The following is a 26,087-nucleotide window of genomic DNA, read 5'->3' on the forward strand; positions in this document are numbered from 1 at the left end:
CAGATGGAAACAGAACAGAAAAAGACGATATTCAGCGGGATACAGCCGTCGGGAGACCTGACGCTCGGAAACTATCTCGGCGCAGTCAAAAACTGGGCGGCGCTCCAAGATGAATATCAGTGCTATTACTGCGTGGTCGACCTGCACGCGATCACAGTGCGGCAGGACCCGGCAGCGCTTCGGAAACGCACGCTGGACGTTATGTCTATTCTCATTGCCTCCGGTATCGACCCGGAAGCGAACGTACTCTATATGCAGTCGCATGTGAGCGCGCACGCGGAGTTGGCATGGCTCCTCAATTGCTTTACCTATATGGGCGAGCTTTCCCGCATGACGCAGTTCAAGGAAAAGAGCGCGAAAGCGGGAGACAACATCAATGCGGGCCTGTTCACCTACCCCGTGCTGATGGCGGCGGATATCCTGCTTTATCAGGCGGATCTCGTTCCTGTGGGCGTAGACCAGAAGCAGCATCTTGAGCTCACACGGGATATCGCGATCCGTTTTAATAATATCTATGGAGACGTGTTTACTGTGCCGGAGCCGTATATTCCGAGGGCAGGTGCGAAAATCATGAGCCTGCAGGAGCCGGAAAAAAAGATGTCGAAGTCGGACGAGAATACAAACGCGTTTATTGCGCTTCTTGACCCGCCGGATGTGATCGCGCGGAAGCTGAAACGGGCGGTGACGGATTCGGATGGCGAGATCCGCTTTGCGGAGGAAAAGCCGGGCGTCTCCAATCTTCTCACCATCTATTCGGCCATTACGGGCAAAGCAATGCCCGAATGCGAAAAGGAATTTGCAGGGCAGGGCTACGGCGTGCTGAAGCAGGGCGTGACGGACGCTGTGATCGCAGAGCTTGAGCCGCTCCAAAAGCGTTACCATGAGGTGCGCGGCGATAAGGCGTTTTTGGAAAAGATCATGACGGAAAATGCGGAAAAGGCGGCCTATGCTGCGCGTAAAACGCTTTCCAAGGTGCAGCGCAAGATCGGCCTTGCGCCTCGGAGGCTGTGAGCCGGACTAAAAGGAAAGCTCATCCGCAAGCCGCTGCATTTCACAGAAGAAACGGCTTGTATGGAAGCCGTCGCATACGCTGTGGTGCACATGGACGGAGAGCGGGATCAGGATTTCCCCGGCTTGTGCAAAATATTTGCCAAACACAGTGAGTGGAAGTAAATTGATTTTTTTCGGATAAGTCATCTGGAGGTCAACGCTGGTAAAGGAAAGCCACGGCAGGCAGGAGACCAGAAAAGAATTGACAGGCTTGTTTTCTTTGGAATACAAGCCTTTTTTGTTTCCGTATTCGCAGACAGCATGCAGATAAGCGTCGTGAAAGGCGGAAAAATCCTCGCAGTACGCAAGCCAAATATCGGAAAATGTTTCGTCGTCCTTATGGAAATACGTAAAATAGGGGTGGATCGCATCAAAATATCCGACCGTGCCGTCCGAAAGCATGTGCATTTTGAATTCGCGGTGCGCATTAAATACTTTTGCTGTCATATAGATGAGCGCCGGAAACAGCTTTTTGCCCCTTTGCTTCAGCAAATCAAGCAGACGAGTGATTTGGAGGTTTGCTGTAATGCTGTAGGTGCACACCGTATCGTTCTGGTAGTGATCAAAATAAGCCGCGCGGCTCCATGTGCTTTTATCGATGGGGTGAAAAGAACCCAAAATATTTTGTGCCATGCGCTGTTCCTTTCCGCTTTTTATCATTATAACACAGAAAAATACCGGATGCTATGTATCGTTAATGTATAGAGACGCGGAATAATCTGTGATTAGGCGGCATAAGCAAATTTGTGAACAAATTCTAAAAAAAAGGGGATTTCAGGCGCATTTTTTCGCGGAATCATGGAAACAAGATTTTTTTGATGATATAATAACTCTATGTTTGGATATGTCGTTCCTCTCACCGGAGAGATGAAAGTGCGTGAGCTGAATGTGTACCGTGCGTATTACTGCGGACTGTGCCGTGCGCTGAAGAGCGAGTACAGGAAAACGGCGGTGCTCAATTTCGACAGCGTTTTTTTATACCTGCTTGCGGACGGCCTGCGCGGAGAGGCCGGAGAGGCGGAGCCGGTGCGGTGCGCAGTGAATCCAATGAAAAAGCGTCCGGCAGTGGTAACGCCGGCTGCGCGTTTCGCGGCGGATATCAATATTCTGATGGCCTACTACAGCGCGGAAGACCATGTGCGCGATGGGAAGCCGGGCATGCGCCTTGCGCGGACGTTTCTGAAAAAGGCGTTTTCCAAAGCAAAAGCACGGCACGAAAGTGTTGTGCGGGTGGCGGACGAAACGATCGCCGAGCTGATTCGGCTGGAACGCGAAAAATCGCCGAATACAGATGCCGCGGCGGATTCCTACGCGCGTCTGCTTGGAACGGTCATGATGGATGCGGATATATTGCAGTCGCATATCCTGTATGATATCGGCTATAGCCTCGGACGGTGGATCTACCTCATTGATGCGGCGGAGGATTGGGAAGAAGACCTGAAGCGGGGCGATTATAATGTTTACGCCTGCAAATATGGGCAGCCGGATGTAAACACGCGCGAGAAAATCGGGCGGAGCCTCTACTATACGCTGTCTCAGGCCGGACAGGCGCTTTCACGCCTGGAGCTGAAGCAAAACAGGGATTTATTGGAAAATATCGTCTATCTGGGCTGCAGGGAGCAGACAAGGACGGTTTTAGAGACGGGTAAACGGATCACAGTGCCCGTGGAAAAAAGAATTTGAAGAAAGAATACGGAATGAAAGATGCCTGCACGCGGGGCATGCTTTCAATCTGAAATTCCGTAAGGGATAGTAACAGGAGCGGAATGAACCCATACGAAGTGCTCGGCGTTTCGCAGAACGCCACAGATGAAGAGATCAAGGCGGCTTACCGTAGACTGGTCAAGAAATATCACCCGGACCGTTTTGCAAACGATCCGGAAAAGCAGGCGGCTGCCAGCGAAAAGCTGAAGCAGGTCAACGCGGCTTACGATATGATCACCAAAATGAAACAGGGAAATTATACGCAGGCAGGCGGCTCGCCGCAGTTTGCTGCGGTGCGTATGTCGATCCAGCGGGGCGATCTTGCCGGAGCGGAGGCGATGCTCAACCGTATGTCCGAGCGCCCTGCGGAATGGCACTACCTGATGGGAGTTATTTTGTTCCGGCGGGGCTGGTATGACGGCGCCGCAGAGCATTTTAACATCGCCTATCAGATGGAGCCGGGGAACGCGGAATACGAACAGGCGATGCGCACGATGACACAGGCGACCGGTATGTATATGGATTTTGGGGATGGCGGTGAAAACAGCGGCTCCCGTAAAATGTGGAGTATCTGCTCGACCTGCCTGTGCCTTGGCTGCGTAGCGGGCGGAATGTGCTTCCGCTGGCCGGTTTTCTGCTGCATTTAAGGAGCATGGAATGGTAAGAAACTATGGGAAAAGAACAAACAGGGGAAGCTTGGTCGTCATGTTTGCCGCGCTTACGCTGTTTACGCTCTATCTTGCAAACATACTGCCCGTACTTCGCATCACACTGTATTTCGTTTCGTCGCTGTTCATTATGGGCATTATGGTGGAACGTATGACAGCGGCGGCCGTCATTTCTTTTGTGTGCGTGCTGTTTCTCGGATTTTTGATCGTTCCGGTCAAAACAGGCATGCTGCCCTATCTTTTTTTCTTCGGGCATTACGGGATATTCAAATATTTTACAGACGCACAGCGGGGAAGCGGCTCCGCTCTGGTAAAAAAGCTGGTCTATTTCAATATTGGCGCAGCATTGATTTATTTCCAGACGGGCGGCTTCATGACGGAGCAGCTCCCGTTTGCGGTTCCGTGGTGGGGCCTTGTGATTGCAGGGGAGCTCGTGTTTCTATTCTATGATTGGCTCTTTACGAAGATCACCCAATGGTATTACGGCGGCCTGCGTAATGTGCTGCTGAATACGGGCGAGTTCTGAAACAAAGGAACGCGGCATAGATGCGTTCGCGGAAACCGCTGTAAGGCGGCTTTATTTACGCCCGGCGCTTCATTGCTTTTCGCTGCGGGCGAAAAACAGAGGAGGTTTTTATGGGATCGGCTTATGAAGTCGCGGCCTATGCGCTGCGCTACTGGTTCATTGCGGCTGTGCTCGTTGTGCTCATCGCGGTGATTTACATCTCCTATAAGGAATATCAGCAGAAAAAGTTTGTCATGACGGAGATCAGCCAATTCGGGGGCTATATGAAGATCATCGGCGGGCCGAGGGAATTTGTCGGCGACCGCTTTGGATTGCGCGAAAATAATACGATCGGCAGCGCACCGGACTGCGATATCGTCCTGCCGGACAGGACGGTAAAACGGAACCATGCAGTTATTTTTCAAGACGGAGACGATTACTATCTGCAGCCCGGGCAAAAAGCGCCTACAAAGATCAACGGCCGCCGCGCGACGACGGCCCACAGGCTGAAAACAGGAGACGCCGTTTCTTTCGGAGACGTAGAGATGCGCGTGTATTTTAAAAGGACGAGGATAGAAAATGATCATTAAACGGTTTGGCGCAGGCATAGTCCTTGCGTTTATGATATTGTTTCTTTTATCCGGAATGCTCCTGCTTTCCTTTGCGGGCGGGGCGTTCAATATGGAAGCGGCATTGCTCGGCGTTATTTTCGCTGTGTTTCTCATCGTGCAGTATAATGTGCTGAAAAGCATTTTTAAGCATCTCGAGCGGTTCGCGCTTCTGATTGCCGATTTTTTGTGCGTCATCAGTATCGTGATCCTCTACCGGATCGATCCGGAAACGGCGCAGAAACAGCTGATTTGGATCCTGATCGGCAACGTATGCATGATCGTCGCCATGCTGGTGATCAAAAGGACGCATGATTTCGGAAAAGCGAACTGGTTTTTTATGATCCTTGCGGTCGGCATGCTCGGTATGACGCTGCTTTTTGCAAGCAGGATCGGCGGGGCGAAGAACTGGATCAATATCGGCCCGTTTTCTTTTCAGCCGAGCGAATTTGCTAAAATATTGTTTCTGATCGTAACGGCCTATTTCCTGTCCTCGCGGGAGAGAAAGCGGGATATGTGGCCATATTTTTTGTTTACCATTGCATGTGTGGGCCTGCTTGTGCTTTCGCGGGACCTCGGCGCCGCGCTCCTTTTTGCGGGCACCTTCCTTATCGTGTTCTATGTGGGCACGGGCAGCGTGGGCATCACGCTCGGCGCGACGGCGGCTTTCGCGGGCGGCGCGCTTCTTTCCTATAAGATGTTCGACCATGTGCGGACGCGCGTGGAGGTGTGGCAGGACCCTTGGGCGACTTATAACGACAAGGGCTATCAAATCGTGCAGGGGCTCCTTGCGATCGCGAGCGGCGGGCTGCTTGGCACGGGCCTCGGGCTCGGCATGCCGGAGGTGATACCGGTAGGAACATCCGATTATATCTTTGCGGCGATCGCCGAGGAATTCGGTATCATCGTGGCGATCGGCATTATCGCACTTTATCTTGTGTTCATCATCCGGGGTATCCTGATCGCAATGGACGCCCGCACAAAATTTGATAAGCTGCTCGTGTTCGGCGCAACGGCAATGCTGTCTCTGCAAAGCTTCATCATCATCGGCGGGGTCATCAAGCTGATCCCGCTCACGGGAATCACGATGCCCTTTGTCAGCTCGGGCGGGAGCTCGATGCTGTCGGCGATGATGCAGCTTGGCATCATCGAGGGTGTGGCGCTTAAAAACGGAGAATATGAAGAAGCGGAGCTGGAAGAGATGGGAGGCGGCGTAGCATGAAGAAGAAACCGAACCTCAAAAAGAATATGCGCGTGATGCTCGGCGTTTTCTGCTGCCTGTTCGTCCTGCTCGGGACCTATCTGCTCTATTCGACGGTAGTATATGGCGATCAGTGGTTCACGACGCCGTATAACCCCCGCATCTCGGCCTCGAAAAATATCGAGAACGCGGGAACGATCTACGACAGGAACGGCGTCGCGCTTGCCTATACGGAAAACGGAGAGCGCAAATACGCAGAAAGCGAGGACGTCCGCCGCGCGGTCAGCCATATCGTAGGCGATATCTATGGGAAATCGCTGGGAGCGGAAACGCTGTATGCCAAATACCTGTACGGCTACGACCAGAACGTTGTGGATAAGTTCAACAGCGCGCAAAGCGGGCAGAAGGGCGGGGACGTATATCTCACCATCGACTCGGACCTGTCCGAATATATTTACGACAATATGAGCGTGGGCCCGGGTGCGGTCGTGCTGATGAATTACGAAACGGGCGAGATACTCGCCAGCGTATCCAAGCCGACGTTTGATCCGAACACGGCGAAGGACGATACGGAAGAATCGGGCGCAAAATTCGTCAACCGCGTCACACAGGGACTCTATCCGCCCGGCTCCACCATGAAGATACTCACCACGGCGGCGGCGATCGAAAACGGAGTGACGGATATGGAGTTCGAATGCACGGGCGAGGATATCATCGAGGGCCAAAGGGTGACCTGCACCTCCGTGCACGGCCGTGTCGGCCTTGAAACTGCGTTTGAGAAATCCTGTAATATCTATTTCGGACGGCTGGCCGCGGAATTGGGAGATGATATCATGCTCGAAACGGCGAATGAATTCGCCTATAATTATAATTTCCAATTTCCGAATCTCACGCTGTATAACAGCCAGTTCGAGGTATCGGGCAATATGGGGGACCTCGCATGGGCGGGCATCGGCCAGTATAATGACCTCGTAACGCCTATGCACAATATGCTGATCGCGGCAGGCGTTGCGAACGGCGGAACGGTCATGCAGCCGAATACCCTCAAGGACGTGCGGTACGGCGGAGTAAGCTCCTATACCTATACGCCGACGGCGTTTCGGAGCATCATGCCGCAGGACGTGGCGGCGCAGATTGCAGGATATATGCGCAATACGGTGGAAAGCGGAACGGCAACGAGCGCAAATATCGGCAACGCGACCGTATGCGGCAAGACGGGCACGGCGGAATATGTGGAGGACGGCGAAACGAAGAACCATTCTTGGTTTGTCGGTTATGTACAGGACGCGGCGCATCCGCTTGCCATCGCAGTCATCGGCGAGGGCGAGGGCTTTGGCTCCGCGTATGCCGCGCCGCTTGCAGGGAAGATCTTAGAGCATGCCATCGATATGGGATACTGAGCGGGCAGGAAGAGCATCCGGCCTGCCATGCTTTTGACGGAAAGCGGTTTATAGGCTCCGGTCCCTGCAAACGGCGGGACGCACGGACCGCTATGGGTCAAGACGCGGCGGACGATACCGGAAAACAGAAAAGGAACGCACAGGTTCCTTTTTCTTTTACCTGAAAAATTTTTGAGGTATAATAAAGCTATGGAGCTTACGGAAACCCTGAAAAAGAAAATCAAAAACCTGCCTCAAAGCCCGGGTGTGTATATCATGCGCGGGGCAGACGGCACGGTCATATATGTCGGCAAGGCGCGGGTCTTGAAAAACCGCGTCAGCCAGTATTTCCGCAAGGAAGCGCAGAAATACGCGAAAGTGGCGGCTATGGTCAGCCACATTGCGGATTTTGAGTATATCATTACAGATACAGAGCTTGAGGCGCTGATACTCGAATGCAACCTCATCAAGAAATACCGCCCATATTATAATATCCTTTTAAAGGACGATAAGCACTTTCCCTATGTGCGCGTGGACCTGAACGAAGAATTTCCGCGCGTAACGGTGGTGCGCCGGGTAAAGGACGACGGCGCAAAATATTACGGGCCGTTTATCGCCGCGCACGTCATTCGAGACGTGCTCGATCAGGTATACCGTCTCTATCCGCTGCGGAGCTGTAAAAATGATATTTCCCGTATGATCGCGCGGGGGGAACGCCCGTGTCTCAATTATGAAATGGGGCGGTGCATCGGGCCGTGTACGGGAAAGGTCAGCCGGGAGGAATACGGCGAACTGGTGAAGGAAGTGATCAGCGTGGTGTCGGGAGGCAACCTCGCGGTGCGCAAAGAGCTCGTGCGCAAGATGAACGAAGCCGCCGAGGCTCTGAACTATGAACAGGCTGCTCTTTTGCGTGACCGGATCGCGCTCATAGACCGCATTCGCGAGAAGCAGCGGGCAGGTTTCCCGAATCTTGACGATAAAGATGTATTCGCCGTAGAAAAAGGAGTCAGGACGGCGGTGGTGCAGGCTTTCCTGTTCCGCGACGGGAAGCTCAATTACGCGCAGAAATATTATTTTGACTACGAGGGAGAACCGCTGTCCGAGATCATGAGCGAATTTCTGCAGCAGTATTACGCGGAAAAAAGCGGTGTACCAAAACACATCTATACGCTGCCGCGGCCGGATGATGCGGAACTGCTTATGCAGTGGCTCAGCAAGAAACGCGGTTCTAAGGTGGAGATCAAGGAAGCGGCACGCGGAGATAATAGAAAGCTCGCGGAGCTTGCAAAGAAAAATGCGGGAGATGCGATCAAGATCAAAGAGGGCATGCAGGCGCAGCGCGAAGCCGCGGCAGGGAATCTCGCGCGGGCATTGGGGCTCGATACAGACCTGCACCGCATCGAATGCTATGATATCTCCAACACACAGGGAACGGATAACGTTGCATCCATGGTAGTATTCACGGATGGAAAGCCGGACCGCAAAAAGAATCGTCATTTTAAAATCAAATCCTTTGAGGGTGCGGATGATTTTGCTTCCCTGAATGAGGCGCTCACGCGGCGGCTGCTGCGCGGCCTTAGGGGAGACGAAAGCTTCCTGCCCATGCCGGACCTTATTATTATCGACGGCGGAAAGGGGCAGCTCAACGCGGCGCGCGATGCGCTGTTTTCACTGGGGTGTGAGGAAATACCGATCGTGAGCCTCGCAAAAAAGCAAGAGGAGATATTCGTGCCCGGTCGGGATGAAAGCATTCTGCTTACGGTGGGGAGTCCGGAATTTCGGTTGGTGACGGGGATACGTGATGAAGCCCATCACTTTGCGATCTCTTATCATCGGACTCTGCGCGAAAAGCGGCATCATACGGGAGAGCTCGATAAGATCGAAGGCGTCGGGCAGGTGCGCAAGCGCGCGCTTCTCAAAGCGTTCGGCAGCGTAAAGAATATAGAAGCGGCCCCGCTTGATGAGCTCAAAGCGGCAAAAGGCGTTCCTGCAGGTGTTGCAGAGGCGGTATTTGCCTATTTCCATCCCGAAAAAACGAAATGACAAAAAAAGCCGGCAAAGCCGGCTTTTTATATAGCAGGATCACTCCCCAAAATTATGATCGACAAGCTCCGCCAATGCGGCGACGGCGTCTTTTTCATCGCCGCCGTTGGCAAATACATAAATGGATTCACCCTTTTTCACACCAAGAGACAAAAGCCCCATAATACTTTTCGCGTTGATCTTCTTGTTGGAAAACTCGATCAGGATCTGCGAGTCAAACTGATTGGCAACCTGCACGAAGCTGGCGGCTGCCTTTGCTTTCAGACCGTCATTGTTTTTGATGATGAGTTCTTTGTAGATCATTTCAAATCCTCCCTTTTAATGCTTAGTGTCGGTTGGCCGCGGAGATGATGTGCCGGGAAGCTCCTGTGCAATGGCATTGATCTTACGGAGCCGGTGGTTCATCCCCGATTTTGTCGTACCGCCAAGCTCACACAATTCAGTAAGAGTCGCTTCCGGATTGGCGAGCCTTAATTCGGCCGCTTCACGCAATGGAACGCTCAGGCTGCCAAGCCCGACGGTGCGTTCTATTTTATGGATATTCATAACCTGCGTCATAGCGGCATTAACGGTTTTATTGATATTGGCCGTCTCGCAGTTGACAGCCCGGTTGACGTTATTGCGCATTTCTTTTAAAACGCGCACATTTTCAAGATTCAGAATAGAAGAATAAGCGCCAATCAGCGTAAGCAAAGCAGCGATCCCGTCTCCTTCATTCAAGTATACCACAAAATTCTGCCTGCGGTGAATAATTTTTGCATGAATTTCATTTTTTTGGAGAAGCTCCAGCAAAATACCTGCAAATGCCTCGGAATGCGTCACAAATTCCGCGTGATAATTTTTTTTCGGATCAGAGACCGTTCCCCCGCCAAGGAACGCGCCGCGCAGAATCGCGGAACGGCAGCACTCCTTTTCCAAAAGCTCGCGCGGAGGCGTAGCGTTCGTCAGCAGATTTCCCTCAAGACCAAGAATGGAGAGCAGCAGCGCCGCGTCGTCTACCGCAATCGTATAGCTGTGCTTTTTTTTGAGGAGGTTATCCTTGATCTCCACCTCGGAATCGAGCTTTAAAATACGTGTGACCGTATCATAAATGCGTTTGGCGACCGCCATGCTTTCCGTATGATATTTGATGCGTACGCCGCCGCGGGAAATGGAAAGATTGCCGCATATCAGGGTGACGGCGCAAAGCTCCGCCATGATACAGCAGTCCCGTTCCTCCGCCTGTGAGCAAATTTCATCCTTGGCAGCTGTTGCAAACGACATAATGCCCTCCGTCAGCAGTTTTTTTCCAAAGTAAGATCCCTGTGCTCAAGCGTCACGCGCATCCCTTTTTCCGAGAACCGCTTATACAGCTCTTCTGCGACCGCAACGCTCCGGTGCATGCCGCCCGTGCAGCCAATGCCGATCACAAGCTGGTTTTTATCCTCGCTGACAAAGCAGGGGGACAGCGTTTCAACGATCCTGACCAGCTCCGTGAGGAAAAATTGCGTCTGGTCGAATGAAAGGACGAACTCCCGCACGTCCTCGTCAAGGCCGGAATGCCTGCGCATTCCCTCTATATAATAAGGATTCTCAATAAAGCGCATATCAAAGACCATATCCGCATCGAGCGGGATCCCGCGCTTATATCCAAACGAAATGATGGAGATCAGCAAACGGGTATCATGGTCTCCCGAATACATGGTATCGATCATTTTTTTCAGCTTCATCACGTTGTAGGAAGAGGTGTCCACAACATGGTTTGCCATGTCCTTCAGCTGCTGGAGCTTGCGGCGCTCCATGTGGATGCCGGAAAGGATCTCGCCGCTGCCCGAAACAGGGTGGCTCCGGCGTACTTCCTTGAAGCGTTTGACCAAAACGGCGTCGGAAGCGTCGAGAAACAGGATATCGAGGTCAAGGTCCATCGTTTTCAGCTCGTCGATGGTCGCATAAATAGAATCGAAAAAATCTCCCATGCGCGTATCGACCGTGACGGCGACCTTATCGCGTATGTGCGTGCTTTCCATGCATAATCTTGCAAACTGGGGGATCAGCTCCGGCATCAGGTTATCCACACAATAATAACCGAGGTCCTCAAGCCGCTTCAATGCGGAAGAACGTCCCGCGCCCGAAAGTCCTGTTACGATCGTAAATTTCATGATTTCTCCTTATTCCGCGTTGATGATCTGTCCGGCGGTGATGCCTGCTTCCTCCGCCTTTTTCAAGGCGGGCAGGAAATCGCCCACGCGTCCGGGGGAATGCGCGTCGCTGCCGATAGAAAATTTTACGCCCGTTTCCGCACAGGCCCGCAGCTCTTCTGCCGTGAACTCCGGGTGCTTTGCGTTGATCTCCATGACGGCTCCTTTTTCCGCGGCATATCCCGCAAGGCTTAAAAGATCGACGGGCAGACCATAGCCGGGATGCACGATGATGTCGATGGGATAGCGCTCAAGCGCTTTCCGGTAGGCGTTGGTGTTGCGTGCGACGGCCTTTTCCGTGCCGCGTTTTACAAGCATCATATTCAGACGGTCGGCAAACGTTTTATAGCGGACGAGCTTATGATAGCCCATGAGGAACACGTCGAAGCGGTCCGCCCATTTTTCCGGAAAATCCACGTCGCCCTCGGAAGAGAGCAGGTTCATCTCCACACCCGCAAGCACTTCTATTTTCCCTGCATATTTTTCCCGCATCTCCTCGATATCGCGCAGATAAGCCTCCACATCCTTGATGTTGTAGCACATGTGGAGCGGGCCGTGATCGCTGATCGTGATACGCTTCAGGCCGAGGGAAACAGCTGCCTTTATATTGTCCTCCACCGTACCTGTGCCATGGCTATGGACGGTGTGGGTGTGTGTGTCTGCAATGATTTTAAGCATCAGAATTCTCCAAGCATTTTTACTTCCGGTTCGAGGAATACGCCCGTCTCTTTCAGAACGGTATCCTGAACATGAAGGATCAACTCATAAATATCCCGGGAGAAAGCATCTCCCATATTAATAATAAACCCGGCGTGCTTCTCTGAAACCTGCGCGCCGCCGATAGAAAACCCTTTGAGACCGCACTGCTCGATCAAAGCACCGGCAAAATGCCCTGCCGGACGCTTGAACGTGCTGCCCGCGCTCGGATAATTGAGCGGCTGCTTGTCCCTGCGGCGTGCATTCAGCTCGTTCATTTTATCCATAGACGCCTGCGGATCCCCCTCGGGCAGCGTGAATTCCGCATCGAGTACGATATATTCCTGCTCTGCCACGGCGCTGCGCCGGTAGGAAAAATCAAGCTCCGCTGCAGAAAGACAGAGCGTTTCAAAACGGCGGTCCAATACGCGTACGGAGGTGATAAAATCGCCGATCTCGCCGCCGTAAGCCCCTGCGTTCATCGCGACCGCGCCGCCGAGGGAACCGGGGATACCGCCCGCGAATTCGAGACCGGATAGTCCGGCGCGTATCGCCTCGAGACAAATGGGGCGCAGGGAAGCGCCCGCTTGGGCGGTTACTCTGTTTTCCCGTACGGAAATTCCATCCATCCGCTCCGCGAGCTTTACGACCGCGCCATGCAGCCCTTCGTCGGAAACGAGCAGATTAGAGCCGCGCCCGATGACGGAAAACGGAACGCTTTCCTCACGCAGGACGCGCAGAACGGAAATAAGACCGTCTTCCGTATGCGGAAGAAGCATCAGATCGGCCGGCCCCCCCGTTTTGAACGTCGTATGGGCAGCCATGGATTCATTTTCACGAACGCCCGCTTCTCCGAGTAAAGAGATAAGGCGGGCGGTAAGGTGTTTTAGGTTCATGCCTGTGAGATCACATCCATAATATTTTGGGCGAGCCAGTCGCCGCCGCCCTGCCCGATGCTCTTCAGACGGAAGTTCATGGCCGCGACCTCCATAACGATGGCAAGGTTGCGCCCCGGCCGTACCGGAAGCGTGATCTGCGGTATCTTCACGCCAAGAAGCGTGATATGGTTGTCCGCCGTGCCGAGGCGGTCGATATCCCGCACATCGCCCGGCTCAAGGTGGATCGCCAGTTCGATCGATTTTTCCCTCCGTATGGAGCCCATGCCATATAGGACGGAAACGTCGATGATGCCGAGGCCGCGTATTTCCATCATGTGACGAATGATATCCGGCGATTGACCGATCAGCGTGTCGTCAGACAGCTTGTGGATCTCCACCACGTCGTCAGCGACGAAACGGTGTCCCCGTTTTACGAGCTCAAGAGCAGTCTCGCTTTTGCCGACGCCGCTGTCGCCGGTGATATACATTCCCACGCCGTAGACATCCATCAGGCCGCCGTGGCGCGAGATGACGGGCGCGAGCAGCGCGTCGAGATAGATCGCCGTCTTATGGGAAAGCTTTGTCGTCGTCAGGCCGGACATCAGGACAGGAATGTCATATTTGCGCGCGCATTCGAGAAACTCGTCCGGCGGCGTCAGATTGCGGCCGATGAGAACGCAGGGGATCGGATGGGAAAAGAACCGGTCGAGCCGTTCCATCCGCGTCTGCGGGTCGAGCGTCTGGAGATAGGTCATTTCCACCATACCGAACAGTTGGATGCGGTTGACCGCAAAATATTCAAAAAACCCGCTCATCTGGAGCCCGGGACGGTTTAGGTCGCTTGAATCGATCTCCGCCGTATCGCGTGTTCCCATATAGACGATATTCAAGCTGATCGCTTTCGCGAGGTCCGTGATCTTGATCGTGCGTTTCATTCCGTATCCACCCCCAGAATATATTTTTCGATCGACTGGGCGACGCCGTCCGCATCATGCGGGCCGGTCACGTCGTTTGCCGCCTCTTTGCAGGCTTCGCATGCGTTTTCCATAGCGATGCCCATACCGGCCCAGCGGATCATGCTTTCGTCGATCTCGCTGTCGCCCATGGCGATGACCTGCCGGCGGTCGAGTCCTAATTTCTTGGCTAAATAGGCAAGTGCGTTTCCTTTGGTCGCTTCCGGGTCCATGATCTCAAGAAAATCGCTCTGTGATTTTTTGATGATCAGCTCCGGAAACATTGCGGACAGCTCGCTGCGGTATTCCTCCAGCTTTTCCGGCGTATCGATGAGCAGTATCTTTGCCGCAAGTATCATCTCCGTTTCCATCAGGTCCGGAGCCTCGATGCCGCCGTAGCCGCACAGCTTTTCATAATAATCGGAGTAATCGGTCCTGCGGAGAAAATAATAGCCGTCGTCCGTATAGACCTGAAAATATACCCCATGCGTCACGGCCCAGCGCATCACCTGCTTGGTGGCAAGAGGGGAAAGATACGCGGAATAGATCACCTTTCCGTCCGGGTCGGCGACTTGGCCGCCTCCGCATACGATCGTGTAATCCCTGTTGCACAGCAGCTCATTGAATCCGCATACGCCCGGATAAGCGCGTCCGGACGCGAGTATCACATGCACGCCCTTCGCGCGGGCGGCTGCGATGGCATCCCTGTTCCGCTGGGAAATATTTTTGCTGCAGTCGAGCAGCGTGTCGTCAAGGTCCAGTGCGATCAGCTTATAAGCCATAAAATTCTGCCTTCCTTCTCCAGTAAAATCATGCTGTATAATTCAGTATCATTATACAATAACCGCGGAGGATTGGAAAGCGTAAAATACCGGGGAGAGATGCAGAGCCGGCTGCGCGCCAAAGAAAAGAAACAAGAAAAATTTACACAAATCGGCGGGCGGGCATGCTATACTGAAAGAAACGGCAGCCTGAGGACGGAGGAAAAACGGAAATGACGGATTTCACGCATTTGCATGTGCATACGGAATACAGCCTGCTCGACGGCGCGGGGCGGATCGGCGATCTGGTGGCGCGGGCAAAAAAACAAGGTATGGACGCGCTTGCGATTACGGACCACGGCGTGATGTACGGCGCGCTCGATTTTTATGAGGCAGCGAAAAAAGAGGGGATCAAGCCCATCATCGGCTGCGAGGTCTATGTGGCTCCGGGCAGCCGGTTTGAAAAAAACTCGCTTTCGCGCGAATATGCGCATCTCGTGCTGCTGTGTAAGGATATGACAGGCTATAAGAACCTGATGAAGCTCGTTTCGGCAGGCTCTTTGGAGGGATTTTACTATAAGCCGCGTATTGATTACGAACTGCTTGAACAGCATACGGAGGGGCTCGTATGCCTGTCGGCCTGCCTTGCGGGAGATGTGCAGCGGCTGCTTATGCAGAACGATTATGTAGGCGCAAAGCGTATGGCGCAGCGCCTGAAGGATATGTTTGGCCCGGATTTCTACCTTGAGCTGCAAGACCACGGCATACCGGAGCAGCAGCGCATCAATCCGCTCATTTTAAAGCTGGCGGACGAGCTTGATGTCAAACCGGTCGCAACGAATGACGTACATTATGTAAACAGGGAAGATGCATACGCACAAAAGGTGCTGATGTGCATCCAGACCGTCACCACCATCGACCAGCCCAGCAAAATGGCATTCGAAACGGAGGAATTCTATCTGAAATCCCCCAAAGAAATGAGCAGGCTTTTTTCCTATGTGCCGGAGGCGGTCAGCAATACGCGTGAGGTCGCAGAAAAATGCAATCTGGAATTTGAGTTCGGCAACAATCATTTGCCTGAATTCAAAGTGCCGGAGGGCTACACGAACCGGGAATATCTGAGGCACATTGCGGAAGCGGGCCTGCGGGAGCGCTATCCCGATCTTTCAGACGAAATACAGGAGCGCTTTGACTATGAGCTTTCGACCATCGACAACATGGGCTTTACGGACTATTTTCTCATCGTTTGGGATTTTGTCAGCTTTGCAAAGAAAAACGGCATTATGGTCGGCCCGGGGCGGGGAAGCGCAGCGGGGAGTATCGTTGCATACAGTCTCGGTATCACCAGCATCGATCCGATCCAATATAATCTGCTCTTTGAGCGGTTCCTAAATCCCGAGCGCATCAGCATGCCGGATATCGATATCGATTTCTGTTACGAACGCCGGCAGGAGGTCATCGATTATGTGACGCAAAAATATGGGAGCGATCATGTGGCGCAGATCATCACGTTCGGTACGATGGGCGCGCGGCTCGTGATACGGGACGTCGCGCGGGTGATGAATATGAGCATCGCGGATGCGGACCGTATTGCCAAAATGGTGCCGTTCGAGCTGAAAATGACCATTGATAAGGCGCTCGACAGGAATCCTAAGCTGAAAGCGGAATACGAAAATAATCCGGACGTAAAAAATGTGATCGACGTTGCGCGCAGGCTGGAGGGCATGGCGCGGCACGCGTCCACCCATGCGGCGGGCGTCGTCATTGCGGACGCTCCGATCACAGATTATGTGCCCCTGCAAAAGAACCCCAAGGACGAAAGCGTCATGACGCAGTATACCATGAAGAAGCTCGAAAGTATGGGGCTTTTAAAAATGGACTTTCTCGGGCTTCGCACGCTGACGGTCATTCGCGACGCGGTCCGTATGATCGAAGAAAACCACGGAGTGAAGCTTGACATCGAAAGGCTCGATCTTAACGACAAAAAGGTTTATGAGCTGATGTCCTCCGGCAACACACTGGGTATCTTCCAGTTTGAAAGCGGCGGCATGCGGCGGCTTTTGCAGGACCTGCGGCCGGAATGCCTCGACGATATCATGGCGGCGAACGCGTTGTTTCGGCCGGGCCCGATGGAAAGCATCCCCGACTATGTGCGCAGCAAGCACGATCCCAAAAGCGTGCATTATCTGCACCCGATGCTCGAGCCGATTCTGCGGGATACCTACGGCTGCATGGTCTATCAGGAGCAGATCATGCGTATCGTGCGCGACGTGGCCGGCTATTCTATGGCAAGGAGCGACCTCGTGCGCCGCGCCATGAGCAAGAAGCAGCAGAGCGTACTGGAAAAGGAGCGGAAAATATTCATTCATGGGGAAGAAAAGGACGGTAAAATCACGGTAGAGGGCGCGGTGCGCCGGGGAATGGACGAAAAGACGGCAAACGAGCTGTTCGACCAGATGATGGCGTTCGCCAATTATGCGTTTAATAAATCTCATGCCTGCGCATACGCGGTCGTCGCCTATCAGACGGCCTATTTGAAGTGCTATTATCCCGTAGAGTTCATGACGGCGCTCCTCAACAGCTTTATTGCAAACAAACAAAAGCTGGGCGAGTATATCCAGACGATCAAAAACGAGGGGATCAAAATACTGCCGCCGGATGTCAATCAGTCGGGCATGCATTTTACGACTGAAAACGAATGCATCCGTTTTGGGCTTTCTGCGATCTCCTATGTGGGCGAGGCGGTCGGCGAGGTCATTACGCGGCGCGGCAGGGGCTATCAGGATTTTACCGATTTCGTGGAAAAGAATACGGATGTGCTCAATAAAAAGCGTCTTGAGAGTATGATCCTTTCCGGCTGCTTTGATTGCTTCGGAGCGAAGCGTTCTCAGCTCATGGCGGTATATGAGCAGGTCCTTGCCGATGCGGCGCAGCTCAAAAAAAGGCAGGCGACGGGCCAGATGTCTCTGTTCGACAACATGGAGGGGGATTTCGCTCCGCTCGCAGTGGAACTGCCCGATATTCCGGAATATGGGGAAGCGGAAAAGCTGTCCTATGAAAAGGAAATGACCGGTCTTTATATCAGCGGGCACCCGCTCGACGAATTTGCGGACGTGCTGAAAAACCGGCCGGTATCCATCGCAGATATCATGCAGACGGCAGGCGACGAGATGACGATGTACGAATATGACGGCAAAGAAGTGGAATTGCTGGGGATCGTGACGTCGGTGCGTACGCGCCCGACGCGGCAGAAAAAAATGATGGCGAATTTCGTGCTGGAGGATCTGTATGCGCAGATGAACATGATCGCGTTTCCAAACGTATATTCTGACGCAGAGGCATTTCTGAAGACGGACGCGATCGTAACTGTGAGCGGCAGGGTGACGGTGGGGCAAAACGGTGTTGAGCTTCTTGCAGGCCGCATTGCGCGGTATGTGCCCGACGATGCGTTTTTTGCGGGCAAACAGCTGTATGTAAAGCTTGCGCAGGATAAAAACTGCGATATCGACGGACTGATGCGTATCATGAAGCGCTATCCGGGCGGAAGCAGCGCGGTGGTCTATGTGGAAAAAACCGGACAGAAATATAAACTGTGCGGCGCGCGCAGCGTGGCCTATCAGGCAGAGCTCATCAGCGAGCTGGAGCAGTATCTCGGGCCGGAAAATGTGGTCGTAAAATAAAAAAAGGCTGTCAACCGACAGCCTTTTCTGATACGCAGTCAAAAAATACGCAAATTCGGATCAGAAGACGGGAACCGCTCTGATCCCCGTATAAACATTTGAGGAGTCAGGATCGTACGGGTAGAAGTTTTCTTCCCCATAATTTTGTCATACAGCAATTCAGTGGCTTTGCGGCCCATCTCTTTTGCGTCTTTTTCGACAAGAGTAAGGTGCATGTTGAAAACGTCCTGAACGTCCAGACGGTCATAACCCACGAACGCGACCTCGTCGGGAATGGAGATCCCGAATTCATACAGGGCTTTCAGGCACCCGAGACTAAGCATGTTTGTCATCCCGATAAACGCAGTAGGAAGATTGTGGTCGAGTATCAGCTTCCGCGTGAGATTATAGGAGCTTTCCATCGAAAAATCGCAGGGAATGAGATTTTTGGGATTGTAAGCCATCTGGTGGGCGGAAAATGCATCGCAGTATCCCTCGAGCCGCCGCTTGGATACGATATGGTCTGGATTGCCGGTAAACAGGACAATGTCCTTGTGCCCGTTTTCGATCAGTAGAGAGGTCGGCTTGAACAGGGCGGCATAATCATCAAAATAAACGCCTGTAAAATCGCTGTTCCGGATATCGCGGTCAACGAGAACAATAGGAATATTGAGGTTTTCGAACAGTTGGATGTATTCCCGGTCATAGCGGTTTTCTCCGGTAACGGGAGTGATGATCAGCCCCCGGACCCTATATTCCTGCAAAATACGCAGCGCACGCCGCTCCTTGTCAATGCTTTCATCGGTATTGAAAAACAGGGCGTTTAAATTGTGCTTGTCGCCGATTTCGGTAATACCGGTGATCACTTCACTGAAAAAAGGATTTGTGATTTCGGGAACGATAACGCCGATGATATTGCTCTGGTTTCTGGATAATCCCCGGGCGTATGCACTTGGGATATAATTGAATTCCCGTATGGCTTGTTCGACTTTCCGCCTCGCGGTATCGCTGACATGAGGAGATTTATTGAGCACTCGTGAAACCGTTGCCAAAGAAACCCCCGCTTTTTTTGCGATATCGTTGATTGTAATTGCCATAAATTCCCTCATATTACTATAATTTACCCAAATTATAGCAAATTTATGAAATAATAGCAATAAATATATTGACATAAATTATTGATTGTGATATATATAAATATAAAAGAAACAAGAAAGCGCTTACAAAAGTGCTTGTGATTTTCCACCTGAATCGATTTGAATCATGAAGATACCTGCAATAGCATGAACAGTCACACAGGGGTGGAGATGAAAGTAGACTTTTATAGCCACTTTCATGACCGCCGTTATACAATCGTTCTTATGCGCCTGCGCGGGTATATTTTGCGTGGTTAAATTTCTCTAGAATATTTTTCGGGATTCGTTTTCATGTAAATAAAATGAGAATCAATTTTTATTGATACAGCACATTGTGTAAGCGCTTACAAAAGGCTTATCAGAAATTGTTTTCTCCATAACAGATTTCGATCGGAAAGGGCATTGAAACATGGCAAGAGTATATATTTTGCCTGCAATATATCTGTCATACAAAATTGTAAGCGCTTACATAAAATATTTTAACGTCGAAAAGACGTTACAAAAAAGAAAGTGGGAGGAAAAAGAATGTTAAAAAGAACGATCGTAGTAATGGTATTAGTAGTATCGATGGTGGCAGCTTTCGCAGGCTGTTCAGCACAGCCGGCTGAAAGTCCGGCGGTTTCCGAAGCGCCGGACTCGCCGGAAACGGCTGCGCCTGCGGAGGAAAGCGGGGAGGCGGCTTCGGATGACGCGATCAAGATCGGCTTTGCGAACCTAACGGATTCCGGCGATTATTTTGCATGGGTAAAACGCGGAATGGAAGAAGCGGCAGCGGAAGCAGGAGTTGAGATCATCTGTGTGGATAATCAGGGAGACGGCGCGACAGCAGTGCAGAATATCGATACCCTGATTAGTGCCGGAGTGGACTGCGTGATCGAATATTATAACGATTCGACCGTCAATACGCAAATCAAAGATATATTGGATGAAGCAGGGATCCCGAGCGTGGCGATCGATATTCCGGTAGCGAACGACGCAGGAGCCGCGCCCTATGTAGGCGGCGACAATTATGAAGCAGGCTTCATATGCGGAGAAAACCTCGGACAGGCCGCGATCGACCAGTGGAACGGTGAGGTAGATCTGTTCCTATCTGTTGGAACGCTTTCCACGGGAGAAACGAATGAACAGCGTATGGGCGGAATACTGGACGGGATCCGTTCGAAAGTAGAACTGCCGGACGATAAAGTAGTTATCCTCGACGGGGAGGACTCCACGGCGCAGGCACAAAAAGTCGTAACAGATGCGCTTACGGCAAATCAGGACGCGGAGCATATTTTGATCGGCTGTATGCAGGATGATGAAACACAAGGCGCCTTCGCGGCGGTCGAGATTGCGAACCGTCAGGATCATGTCATTCTGGCCGGAAACGGACCGTTCAACAGTACGTTCGACAATCTGTATAAAGATGAAGCAAACTTCTGGATCGGAAGCGCGAGCTTCTCACCCGAGCAGTACGGCCCGCTTGCAGTACCGATCGCGATTTCTCTTGCCAAAGGAGAAGAAGTGCCGGCAGAATCGTTTGTCACGCACTATTTCCTGACTCAGGAAAATATCAGGGAATACTATCCTGAATAAGATAGAGGTTACATTGCGGCGCCCGTCCGGGGCGCCGCAAATCAAGCAGAGGAGAATGGTATGGAAGGTAACAAATATTTGTTGCAAATGAAGGGTGTGACCAAACGCTTTCCGGGCGTTCTCGCCTTAAACAGTGTAGACCTCGAGCTGCATGCGGGCGAGGTGCTGGCTCTGTTGGGGGAAAACGGCGCGGGAAAATCGACGCTGATCAAGATTCTTTCCGGTGCATACAATGCAGATGAAGGAGAGATTCTGATTGATGGAGAAGTGCAGAGCTATCATACGCCGCGTGAAGCGAACGATCAGGGCGTAAGTATCATCTATCAGGAATTGAATTACCTGAACGATCTTACGGTCGCCGAAAATATTTTTTTGAACCGGTGGCCGCGGAGCAAAAGCGGGCGGGTCGATTGGAAAGGCTTGAGGAACGCCGCGCGGGAAATATTGGATACGCTCGAAGTGGATATTCCGACGGGGGCATATATGCGCGATCTTTCAGTAGCTGAAAAGCAGCTTGTAGAGATTGCAAAGGCGCTTTCCCAAAAAATGAAAATACTGGTCATGGATGAGCCGACTTCCGCACTGTCGGAAAAGGAAGCGGAAAAGCTGATGAAACTGGTGGCAAAACTGAGAGATCAGGGAATAGGGATCATTTTCATATCCCATCGGCTTGATGAATTGTTTCAAATTGCGGATCGGGTCATGGTCATGCGCGACGGGGAACGCATCGGCGTTGTAAAAATGAAAGAGGCACAGCGCGAAGAACTGATCCGTATGATGGTCGGACGTGAAGTAAATATGTTTTACCCTAAGCGGGAAGTCGAAAAAAAGCAGACAGTGCTTAAGGTAAAGGGCCTTACGACCGATTATTTAAAAGATATTTCCTTTGAAGTAAAAGCGGGGGAGATACTCGGCATATTCGGACTGATGGGTTCAGGACGGACCGAAATGGCGCAATGTATCTTTGGAACGCATAAAATACACAGCGGAGAAATCTATGTGGATGGAACGCCGAAAAAAATGCGCAAGCCGGCGGATGCGATCGCAAGCGGCATCGCCTATGTGACGGCCGAGCGCAAAAAAGACGGCCTGATTCTGATACAGTCCGTAAGGGATAACATCATGACAGCATCCGTGGACAAATATTCAACTCCGCTCAGAATCGATCACAAAAAGGAAAAAGAGATCGCTGCGAAATGGAAGGAAAAATTTGCGATCAAAACGCCGGCTCTCAATACGGTCGTGAATGGGCTTTCCGGCGGCAACCAGCAAAAGGTCGTACTCGCGAAATGGTTGGCGACAGATCCAAAAGTGCTGATCCTCAATGAACCGACTCGGGGTATCGATGTCGGCGCGAAAACGGAGATCTATAAATTGATGGAAGATTTTTGTGAAAGAGGGCTGGGTGTCGTCATGATCTCATCGGAGCTGCCCGAGATCCTGCAGCTTGCAGATCAGGTAATGGTGATGTGTGAGGGAAAAGTAACGGCGGAATTTGCGCGCGGTGAAATGAGTCAGGAGAAATTGATGCACGGCGCAATCGGGGAGGTTTAAAACAATGGAAGCGGTAAAAAAGCAAAAAAGAATTGATCTTTCAACGGAAATGACGGTGCTGGTCGCATGCGTCGGACTATTCATCATTTTTTCGGTGATCGCCCCGAATTTCCTTACGTTCAGTAATGTTATGAACGTTTTCCTGTATTCGGCGGTAACGGGTATTTGTGCAACGGGGATGACGCTCGTTATCATCTCGGGCGGGCTTGATATCTCAGTCGGCTCGGTCGTAGGGCTGACGGGCATGGTGGCGGGCCTCGTGATTGCGGGAACGGGAAACGTTGCGCTTGGTATCTTTCTTGCCCTGCTCACAGGCGCGGGCTGCGGAGCGCTCAATGGACTGCTGGTAACACGCTTCAAGATCGTACCGATCATTGCAACGCTGGCGACGATGTCTATTTTTAGGGGCATGGCAATGCTGACGACAAATGGACAGTCGCAGATCGTATCGGCAGACGCGTTCAAATGGCTGGGCAGGGGTTATCTGCTGGATGTGGTTCCCTACTGTGTCATCATCATGATCGCGATGTTTATCATCATCGGCTATGTTTTGAAAAATACGCCCTTCGGCAGGAAAACCTATTCGATCGGCGGGAATCCAGAAGCAAGCCGCCTTGCGGGAATGAATGTAAAAGGCGTGCGGTTTGTCATCTATGTGCTGTGCGGCCTGTTCGCAGGACTTTCCGGTATCGTTACGGCGTCCCAGACGGGAACGGCGATCCCGTCTGCTGGAGAAGGCCTTGAGATGGATGTAATCGGCGCGGTCGTTTTGGGCGGCGCGAGTATGAGCGGCGGCAAAGGAAGCATCGTAGGCACGCTGTTGGGAGTTCTGATCTTCGCGATCCTGCAAAATGGATTGACGCTGCTGAACGTAATGTCTTTTTGGCAGACGATTGCAAAAGGCATCGTACTCGTCATTGCGGTCATGCTCGACGTTGCGCGCGGCGGCGGATACGAATGAGGAGCCTGATATGAAGAAAAAGGGAATATTGCATAAAGATTTGTGCGCGCTGATTGCAGAGCTTGGCCACGGAGATGTGATCGTCGTGTGCGACGCGGGGTTCGCCATCCCAAAAGGAACGAAAAGGATCGAACTGGCGGTTGAAAAAGACTGCCCGACGGTACTGCGCATTCTGGAGCTCTTGCGGGAAGAACTGATCATCGAGCGCTATGCACTTGCGGATGAAATACGGGAAGTCAACCCGGTCATGCTCCGGAAATATAGGGAAGTATATGCGGGGCTGAAGGTTCAGGAAACGTTTGTTCCTCACGAAAAACTTGCAGGGGAAATCGCAGAACGCGCAAAGGCGGTCATAAGGACAGGCTCTTTTCAGCCCTACGGATCGATCACGCTCTATCCGGCGATCGACGCGCCGGAATGGTATCGTGCGGAGGGCGTAAAGGTGCCGGAATTCTACCGCGGCCGGGTATAACAACAGGAGGATAGGATGACATACAGGGAAAATGTGATCGAAGCGATCAAACATAAAGAGACGGAGCATACGCCGTGGGCATTTGAAATCACCTCGGATTTCGCACGGCTCTACAAGGAAAAATATCCTTGCGCGGACGTCGAACAGGACCTCGGTTCGCATATCATGTTCGGCAAATATAAAAAGATAAAGTGGCTCACACCCACGCTTTATGAAGATGCTTTCGGCGTGCGGTGGCAGCTCGGGAACGACGGGGGAGATATCGGGATTCCGGTGAACGCCCCGGTTGGGATCGACGGGATAGAAGACTACGCGTTTCCGCCGGTCGATACGGCGCTCCTCAGGGAAGGTCTGGATGCGATGCGCGAAGATACGGAACGCTTCCGCATGTTTCGTATGACCTATTTCCTGTACGAGCGTGCATGGGCGCTGATGGGCATGGAAGAATTGCTTGTCAATATGGCGCTTGAAGAAAAGAAGGTCATGCGGCTGTTCGAACGGATTGCCGAATACCAAATGGGGCTGCTGGATGAAGTTCTCGGGGAAGAATTTGAAGGCGTTTATTTTGGGGACGACTATGGCAGGCAAAAGGGGCTCATCATGGGGCCGGAAATGTGGCGGAAATTCATTAAGCCATTTGCCGCCGAAATTTTCCGCAAAGTAAAGGAAAAAGGGAAGTATGTCCTGCTGCATAGCTGCGGCGATATCGAAGATATTTTTCCGGATCTGATCGAGATCGGGGTAGACGTATACAATACCGTTCAGCCGGAAATATACGATCTCCGAAAGATCAAGCGGGAATATGGAAAAAACATAGTCTTCTGGGGCGCTGTCAGTACGCAGCAGTTTCTTCCCTATAAAACGGCGGAAGAAGTATATGAAAAATCTGTGGAAACAGTCAAAATACTTGGAGAAGGCGGAGGCTATCTGTTTTCGCCGACGCACGCAGTCACGCCGGATATCCCGGTAGAAAATATTCGGGCCATGCTGGAAGCGGTAAAAAGTGTGACGTGGTAAATGATGGAAAAGGAGATATGAGGAATGAAAACATTAGCGGTAACAACAAAGCATAAGCTGGAAGTCGTAGAGGTGCCGATGCCAAAGATCGCGGACGACTGTGTATTGACAAAAACGCTGAGCTGCGGTGTGTGCAACGGAACGGATACAAAAATACTGCACGGTTCATTTAAAGGGCTGGATACCTACCCGTGTCTGCTCGGACATGAAGCGATCGGCGAAGTGGTAGAGGTTGGAAAAAAAGTAAAGCAATGGCGGGTAGGCGACAGGATCACGCTTCCCTATCTTGAGATGGGTGCAGACGGAAAATATCCGGGTACGGAATATTATTCTGCGTGGAGCGCCTACTCGGAATATACTGTTGCCCGCGACTGGCAGGCGATGGCTGAAATGGGCTGCGGACCGGGCACACCGGGCTTCTGGGACGGATATTATACGCAAAAGGTACTGCCGGTGGATATCGATCCGGTCTATGGCGCGATGGTGAACACCTTTCGTGAAGTGCTGGCAGCATGCAAAAATTTTGGATTTGGAACAGGCCATGACATGGTCGTTTTCGGGGCGGGGCCGGTCGGGCTTACGTTTGTAAAATTTGCCAAACTGCTCGGCGTTTCCAATGTCGTATCCGTAGACATTATGGAAGAAAAACGCGCGGAGGCAGAAAAAGCGGGTGCAGACTACTTTGTAAACAGCAGCAAAGACGATGTAGTAGAAGCGGTGCGGGATATTCTGCCGAACGGCGCAGACTTTGTTCTGGATGCGGTTGGCGTCAACGACCTCATCAATACGGCGATGTATCTTGTGAAAGATAACGGGCAGATTTGTGTTTACGGGATATCGCCGAAGCTTGAAATGAACCTTGCTTGGGCTGCGGCGCCCTATAACTGGAGCGTCAAATTCCTGCAATTTCCTGTAAAAGCACAGGAAGCGGCGGCGCACGATCAGATCATAACGTGGGTGCGGATGGGAGTCCTGAATCTGGAAGATTACGTCTCCCACATCATACCGTTTGAAAACATACTGGACGCATTTGACATGGTAGAAAAGAAAATACCGGTCAAAAAGATCGTGATCAAATATTAAGCATGTC

At 52.0% G+C, this 26,087-nt stretch carries 24 protein-coding genes; 15 read left to right on the forward strand and 9 right to left on the reverse strand.

Annotation, left to right across the window (positions count from 1 at the left end; genetic code table 11):
- Positions 1-3: 3 nt before the first annotated feature.
- Positions 4-1,011: a tryptophan--tRNA ligase gene (trpS, locus tag PUP29_RS10570; protein ID WP_079545928.1), complete on the forward strand. Its 1,008-nt coding sequence runs from the start codon at positions 4-6 to the stop codon at positions 1,009-1,011.
- Positions 1,012-1,017: 6 nt separating this feature from the next.
- On the opposite strand, the gene PUP29_RS10575 is transcribed toward trpS, so the two are convergent.
- Positions 1,018-1,683, reverse strand: a complete 666-nt coding sequence (locus PUP29_RS10575; RefSeq protein WP_079545926.1) for a CatA-like O-acetyltransferase — start codon at positions 1,681-1,683, stop codon at positions 1,018-1,020.
- A 201-nt stretch (positions 1,684-1,884) separates the two neighbouring features.
- Here PUP29_RS10575 and PUP29_RS10580 point away from each other — a divergent pair, with 201 nt between their 5' ends.
- From PUP29_RS10580 to uvrC, 7 genes are all read left to right on the forward strand, one after another.
- On the forward strand, positions 1,885-2,733 hold the full coding sequence (locus PUP29_RS10580; protein ID WP_079545924.1) for a DUF5685 family protein: 849 nt from the start codon (positions 1,885-1,887) through the stop codon (positions 2,731-2,733).
- 83 nt (positions 2,734-2,816) lie between these two features.
- Positions 2,817-3,401: a J domain-containing protein gene (locus PUP29_RS10585; RefSeq protein WP_079545922.1), complete on the forward strand. Its 585-nt coding sequence runs from the start codon at positions 2,817-2,819 to the stop codon at positions 3,399-3,401.
- A gap of 10 nt (positions 3,402-3,411) precedes the next feature.
- Positions 3,412-3,948, forward strand: a complete 537-nt coding sequence (locus PUP29_RS10590) for a hypothetical protein (RefSeq protein ID WP_353423260.1) — start codon at positions 3,412-3,414, stop codon at positions 3,946-3,948.
- Positions 3,949-4,058: 110 nt separating this feature from the next.
- Positions 4,059-4,517, forward strand: a complete 459-nt coding sequence (locus tag PUP29_RS10595; RefSeq protein ID WP_079545918.1) for an FHA domain-containing protein — start codon at positions 4,059-4,061, stop codon at positions 4,515-4,517.
- Complete coding sequence (locus PUP29_RS10600) at positions 4,507-5,757, forward strand: FtsW/RodA/SpoVE family cell cycle protein (RefSeq protein WP_079545916.1); 1,251 nt, start codon at positions 4,507-4,509, stop codon at positions 5,755-5,757. Before PUP29_RS10595 ends, PUP29_RS10600 begins: the two co-directional genes overlap by 11 nt.
- On the forward strand, positions 5,754-7,136 hold the full coding sequence (locus tag PUP29_RS10605) for a penicillin-binding transpeptidase domain-containing protein (protein WP_079545914.1): 1,383 nt from the start codon (positions 5,754-5,756) through the stop codon (positions 7,134-7,136). The genes PUP29_RS10600 and PUP29_RS10605 overlap by 4 nt, the downstream gene beginning before the upstream one ends.
- A 189-nt stretch (positions 7,137-7,325) precedes the next feature.
- Positions 7,326-9,158, forward strand: a complete 1,833-nt coding sequence (gene uvrC, locus PUP29_RS10610; RefSeq protein ID WP_079545912.1) for an excinuclease ABC subunit UvrC — start codon at positions 7,326-7,328, stop codon at positions 9,156-9,158.
- A gap of 39 nt (positions 9,159-9,197) precedes the next feature.
- On the opposite strand, the gene PUP29_RS10615 is transcribed toward uvrC, so the two are convergent.
- The 7 genes from PUP29_RS10615 to PUP29_RS10645 are packed head-to-tail and all read right to left on the reverse strand — an operon-like array spanning position 9,198 to position 14,644.
- Positions 9,198-9,461, reverse strand: coding sequence for an HPr family phosphocarrier protein (locus PUP29_RS10615; RefSeq protein WP_079545911.1), 264 nt, complete (start codon positions 9,459-9,461; stop codon positions 9,198-9,200).
- Positions 9,462-9,476: 15 nt separating this feature from the next.
- The gene (gene whiA, locus PUP29_RS10620; protein WP_079545909.1) at positions 9,477-10,421 is read right to left on the reverse strand and encodes a DNA-binding protein WhiA; all 945 of its coding nucleotides are present in this window, start codon (positions 10,419-10,421) and stop codon (positions 9,477-9,479) included.
- 11 nt (positions 10,422-10,432) lie between these two features.
- Positions 10,433-11,296, reverse strand: a complete 864-nt coding sequence (gene rapZ, locus PUP29_RS10625) for an RNase adapter RapZ (protein WP_079545907.1) — start codon at positions 11,294-11,296, stop codon at positions 10,433-10,435.
- A 9-nt stretch (positions 11,297-11,305) separates the two neighbouring features.
- The gene (locus PUP29_RS10630) at positions 11,306-12,013 is read right to left on the reverse strand and encodes a PHP domain-containing protein (protein WP_079545905.1); all 708 of its coding nucleotides are present in this window, start codon (positions 12,011-12,013) and stop codon (positions 11,306-11,308) included.
- Positions 12,013-12,927 carry a UDP-N-acetylmuramate dehydrogenase gene (murB, locus tag PUP29_RS10635; protein ID WP_079545903.1) on the reverse strand — a complete coding sequence of 305 codons (915 nt, stop codon included), beginning with the start codon at positions 12,925-12,927 and terminating at the stop codon, positions 12,013-12,015. Before murB ends, PUP29_RS10630 begins: the two co-directional genes overlap by 1 nt.
- Positions 12,924-13,844, reverse strand: a complete 921-nt coding sequence (hprK, locus tag PUP29_RS10640; protein WP_079545902.1) for an HPr(Ser) kinase/phosphatase — start codon at positions 13,842-13,844, stop codon at positions 12,924-12,926. Before hprK ends, murB begins: the two co-directional genes overlap by 4 nt.
- Positions 13,841-14,644 (reverse strand): Cof-type HAD-IIB family hydrolase, encoded by an 804-nt coding sequence (locus PUP29_RS10645; RefSeq protein ID WP_353423265.1) that lies wholly within the window; start codon positions 14,642-14,644, stop codon positions 13,841-13,843. Before PUP29_RS10645 ends, hprK begins: the two co-directional genes overlap by 4 nt.
- A 212-nt stretch (positions 14,645-14,856) precedes the next feature.
- Between PUP29_RS10645 and PUP29_RS10650 the strand changes: the two genes are divergently transcribed.
- Positions 14,857-18,303 (forward strand): DNA polymerase III subunit alpha, encoded by a 3,447-nt coding sequence (locus PUP29_RS10650; protein ID WP_353423267.1) that lies wholly within the window; start codon positions 14,857-14,859, stop codon positions 18,301-18,303.
- A 38-nt stretch (positions 18,304-18,341) separates the two neighbouring features.
- Here PUP29_RS10650 and PUP29_RS10655 read toward each other — a convergent pair whose 3' ends face one another.
- The gene (locus PUP29_RS10655) at positions 18,342-19,379 is read right to left on the reverse strand and encodes a LacI family DNA-binding transcriptional regulator (RefSeq protein ID WP_353423269.1); all 1,038 of its coding nucleotides are present in this window, start codon (positions 19,377-19,379) and stop codon (positions 18,342-18,344) included.
- A 564-nt stretch (positions 19,380-19,943) separates the two neighbouring features.
- On the opposite strand from PUP29_RS10655, the gene PUP29_RS10660 reads away from it, so the two are divergent.
- Genes PUP29_RS10660 through PUP29_RS10685 form a run of 6 tightly spaced genes read left to right on the forward strand, consistent with a single transcriptional unit; the run spans position 19,944 to position 26,080 of the window.
- Positions 19,944-20,993 carry a sugar ABC transporter substrate-binding protein gene (locus tag PUP29_RS10660; RefSeq protein WP_353423271.1) on the forward strand — a complete coding sequence of 350 codons (1,050 nt, stop codon included), beginning with the start codon at positions 19,944-19,946 and terminating at the stop codon, positions 20,991-20,993.
- Positions 20,994-21,053: 60 nt separating this feature from the next.
- Entirely contained in the window at positions 21,054-22,547 is a 1,494-nt protein-coding gene (locus PUP29_RS10665; RefSeq protein WP_353423273.1) for a sugar ABC transporter ATP-binding protein, read from the forward strand.
- Positions 22,548-22,551: 4 nt separating this feature from the next.
- Entirely contained in the window at positions 22,552-23,508 is a 957-nt protein-coding gene (locus PUP29_RS10670; protein ID WP_353423274.1) for an ABC transporter permease, read from the forward strand.
- Positions 23,509-23,518: 10 nt separating this feature from the next.
- Complete coding sequence (rbsD, locus tag PUP29_RS10675) at positions 23,519-23,980, forward strand: D-ribose pyranase (protein WP_353423276.1); 462 nt, start codon at positions 23,519-23,521, stop codon at positions 23,978-23,980.
- A gap of 15 nt (positions 23,981-23,995) precedes the next feature.
- Positions 23,996-24,997, forward strand: coding sequence for a uroporphyrinogen decarboxylase family protein (locus PUP29_RS10680; protein WP_353423278.1), 1,002 nt, complete (start codon positions 23,996-23,998; stop codon positions 24,995-24,997).
- Between the two features lie 24 nt (positions 24,998-25,021).
- Positions 25,022-26,080, forward strand: coding sequence for a zinc-dependent alcohol dehydrogenase (locus PUP29_RS10685; RefSeq protein ID WP_353423280.1), 1,059 nt, complete (start codon positions 25,022-25,024; stop codon positions 26,078-26,080).
- Positions 26,081-26,087: the final 7 nt, after the last annotated feature.

Source organism: Christensenella massiliensis (assembly GCF_040409835.1).
GTDB lineage: Bacteria > Bacillota > Clostridia > Christensenellales > Christensenellaceae > Christensenella > Christensenella massiliensis.

Coding starts and splice junctions, on each gene's coding strand:
- PUP29_RS10580 (WP_079545924.1), top strand. CDS start 1,885: ATGTTTGGATATGTCGTTCCTCTCACCGGAGAGATGAAAGTGCGTGAG.
- rbsD (WP_353423276.1), top strand. CDS start 23,519: ATGAAGAAAAAGGGAATATTGCATAAAGATTTGTGCGCGCTGATTGCA.
- trpS (WP_079545928.1), top strand. CDS start 4: ATGGAAACAGAACAGAAAAAGACGATATTCAGCGGGATACAGCCGTCG.
- PUP29_RS10680 (WP_353423278.1), top strand. CDS start 23,996: ATGACATACAGGGAAAATGTGATCGAAGCGATCAAACATAAAGAGACG.
- PUP29_RS10650 (WP_353423267.1), top strand. CDS start 14,857: ATGACGGATTTCACGCATTTGCATGTGCATACGGAATACAGCCTGCTC.
- uvrC (WP_079545912.1), top strand. CDS start 7,326: ATGGAGCTTACGGAAACCCTGAAAAAGAAAATCAAAAACCTGCCTCAA.
- PUP29_RS10575 (WP_079545926.1), bottom strand. CDS start 1,683: ATGGCACAAAATATTTTGGGTTCTTTTCACCCCATCGATAAAAGCACA.
- PUP29_RS10655 (WP_353423269.1), bottom strand. CDS start 19,379: ATGGCAATTACAATCAACGATATCGCAAAAAAAGCGGGGGTTTCTTTG.
- PUP29_RS10645 (WP_353423265.1), bottom strand. CDS start 14,644: ATGGCTTATAAGCTGATCGCACTGGACCTTGACGACACGCTGCTCGAC.
- PUP29_RS10590 (WP_353423260.1), top strand. CDS start 3,412: ATGGTAAGAAACTATGGGAAAAGAACAAACAGGGGAAGCTTGGTCGTC.
- rapZ (WP_079545907.1), bottom strand. CDS start 11,296: ATGAAATTTACGATCGTAACAGGACTTTCGGGCGCGGGACGTTCTTCC.
- PUP29_RS10660 (WP_353423271.1), top strand. CDS start 19,944: ATGTTAAAAAGAACGATCGTAGTAATGGTATTAGTAGTATCGATGGTG.
- PUP29_RS10615 (WP_079545911.1), bottom strand. CDS start 9,461: ATGATCTACAAAGAACTCATCATCAAAAACAATGACGGTCTGAAAGCA.
- PUP29_RS10670 (WP_353423274.1), top strand. CDS start 22,552: ATGGAAGCGGTAAAAAAGCAAAAAAGAATTGATCTTTCAACGGAAATG.
- PUP29_RS10595 (WP_079545918.1), top strand. CDS start 4,059: ATGGGATCGGCTTATGAAGTCGCGGCCTATGCGCTGCGCTACTGGTTC.
- PUP29_RS10665 (WP_353423273.1), top strand. CDS start 21,054: ATGGAAGGTAACAAATATTTGTTGCAAATGAAGGGTGTGACCAAACGC.
- murB (WP_079545903.1), bottom strand. CDS start 12,927: ATGAACCTAAAACACCTTACCGCCCGCCTTATCTCTTTACTCGGAGAA.
- PUP29_RS10685 (WP_353423280.1), top strand. CDS start 25,022: ATGAAAACATTAGCGGTAACAACAAAGCATAAGCTGGAAGTCGTAGAG.
- whiA (WP_079545909.1), bottom strand. CDS start 10,421: ATGTCGTTTGCAACAGCTGCCAAGGATGAAATTTGCTCACAGGCGGAG.
- PUP29_RS10600 (WP_079545916.1), top strand. CDS start 4,507: ATGATCATTAAACGGTTTGGCGCAGGCATAGTCCTTGCGTTTATGATA.
- PUP29_RS10605 (WP_079545914.1), top strand. CDS start 5,754: ATGAAGAAGAAACCGAACCTCAAAAAGAATATGCGCGTGATGCTCGGC.
- PUP29_RS10585 (WP_079545922.1), top strand. CDS start 2,817: ATGAACCCATACGAAGTGCTCGGCGTTTCGCAGAACGCCACAGATGAA.
- PUP29_RS10630 (WP_079545905.1), bottom strand. CDS start 12,013: ATGCTTAAAATCATTGCAGACACACACACCCACACCGTCCATAGCCAT.
- hprK (WP_079545902.1), bottom strand. CDS start 13,844: ATGAAACGCACGATCAAGATCACGGACCTCGCGAAAGCGATCAGCTTG.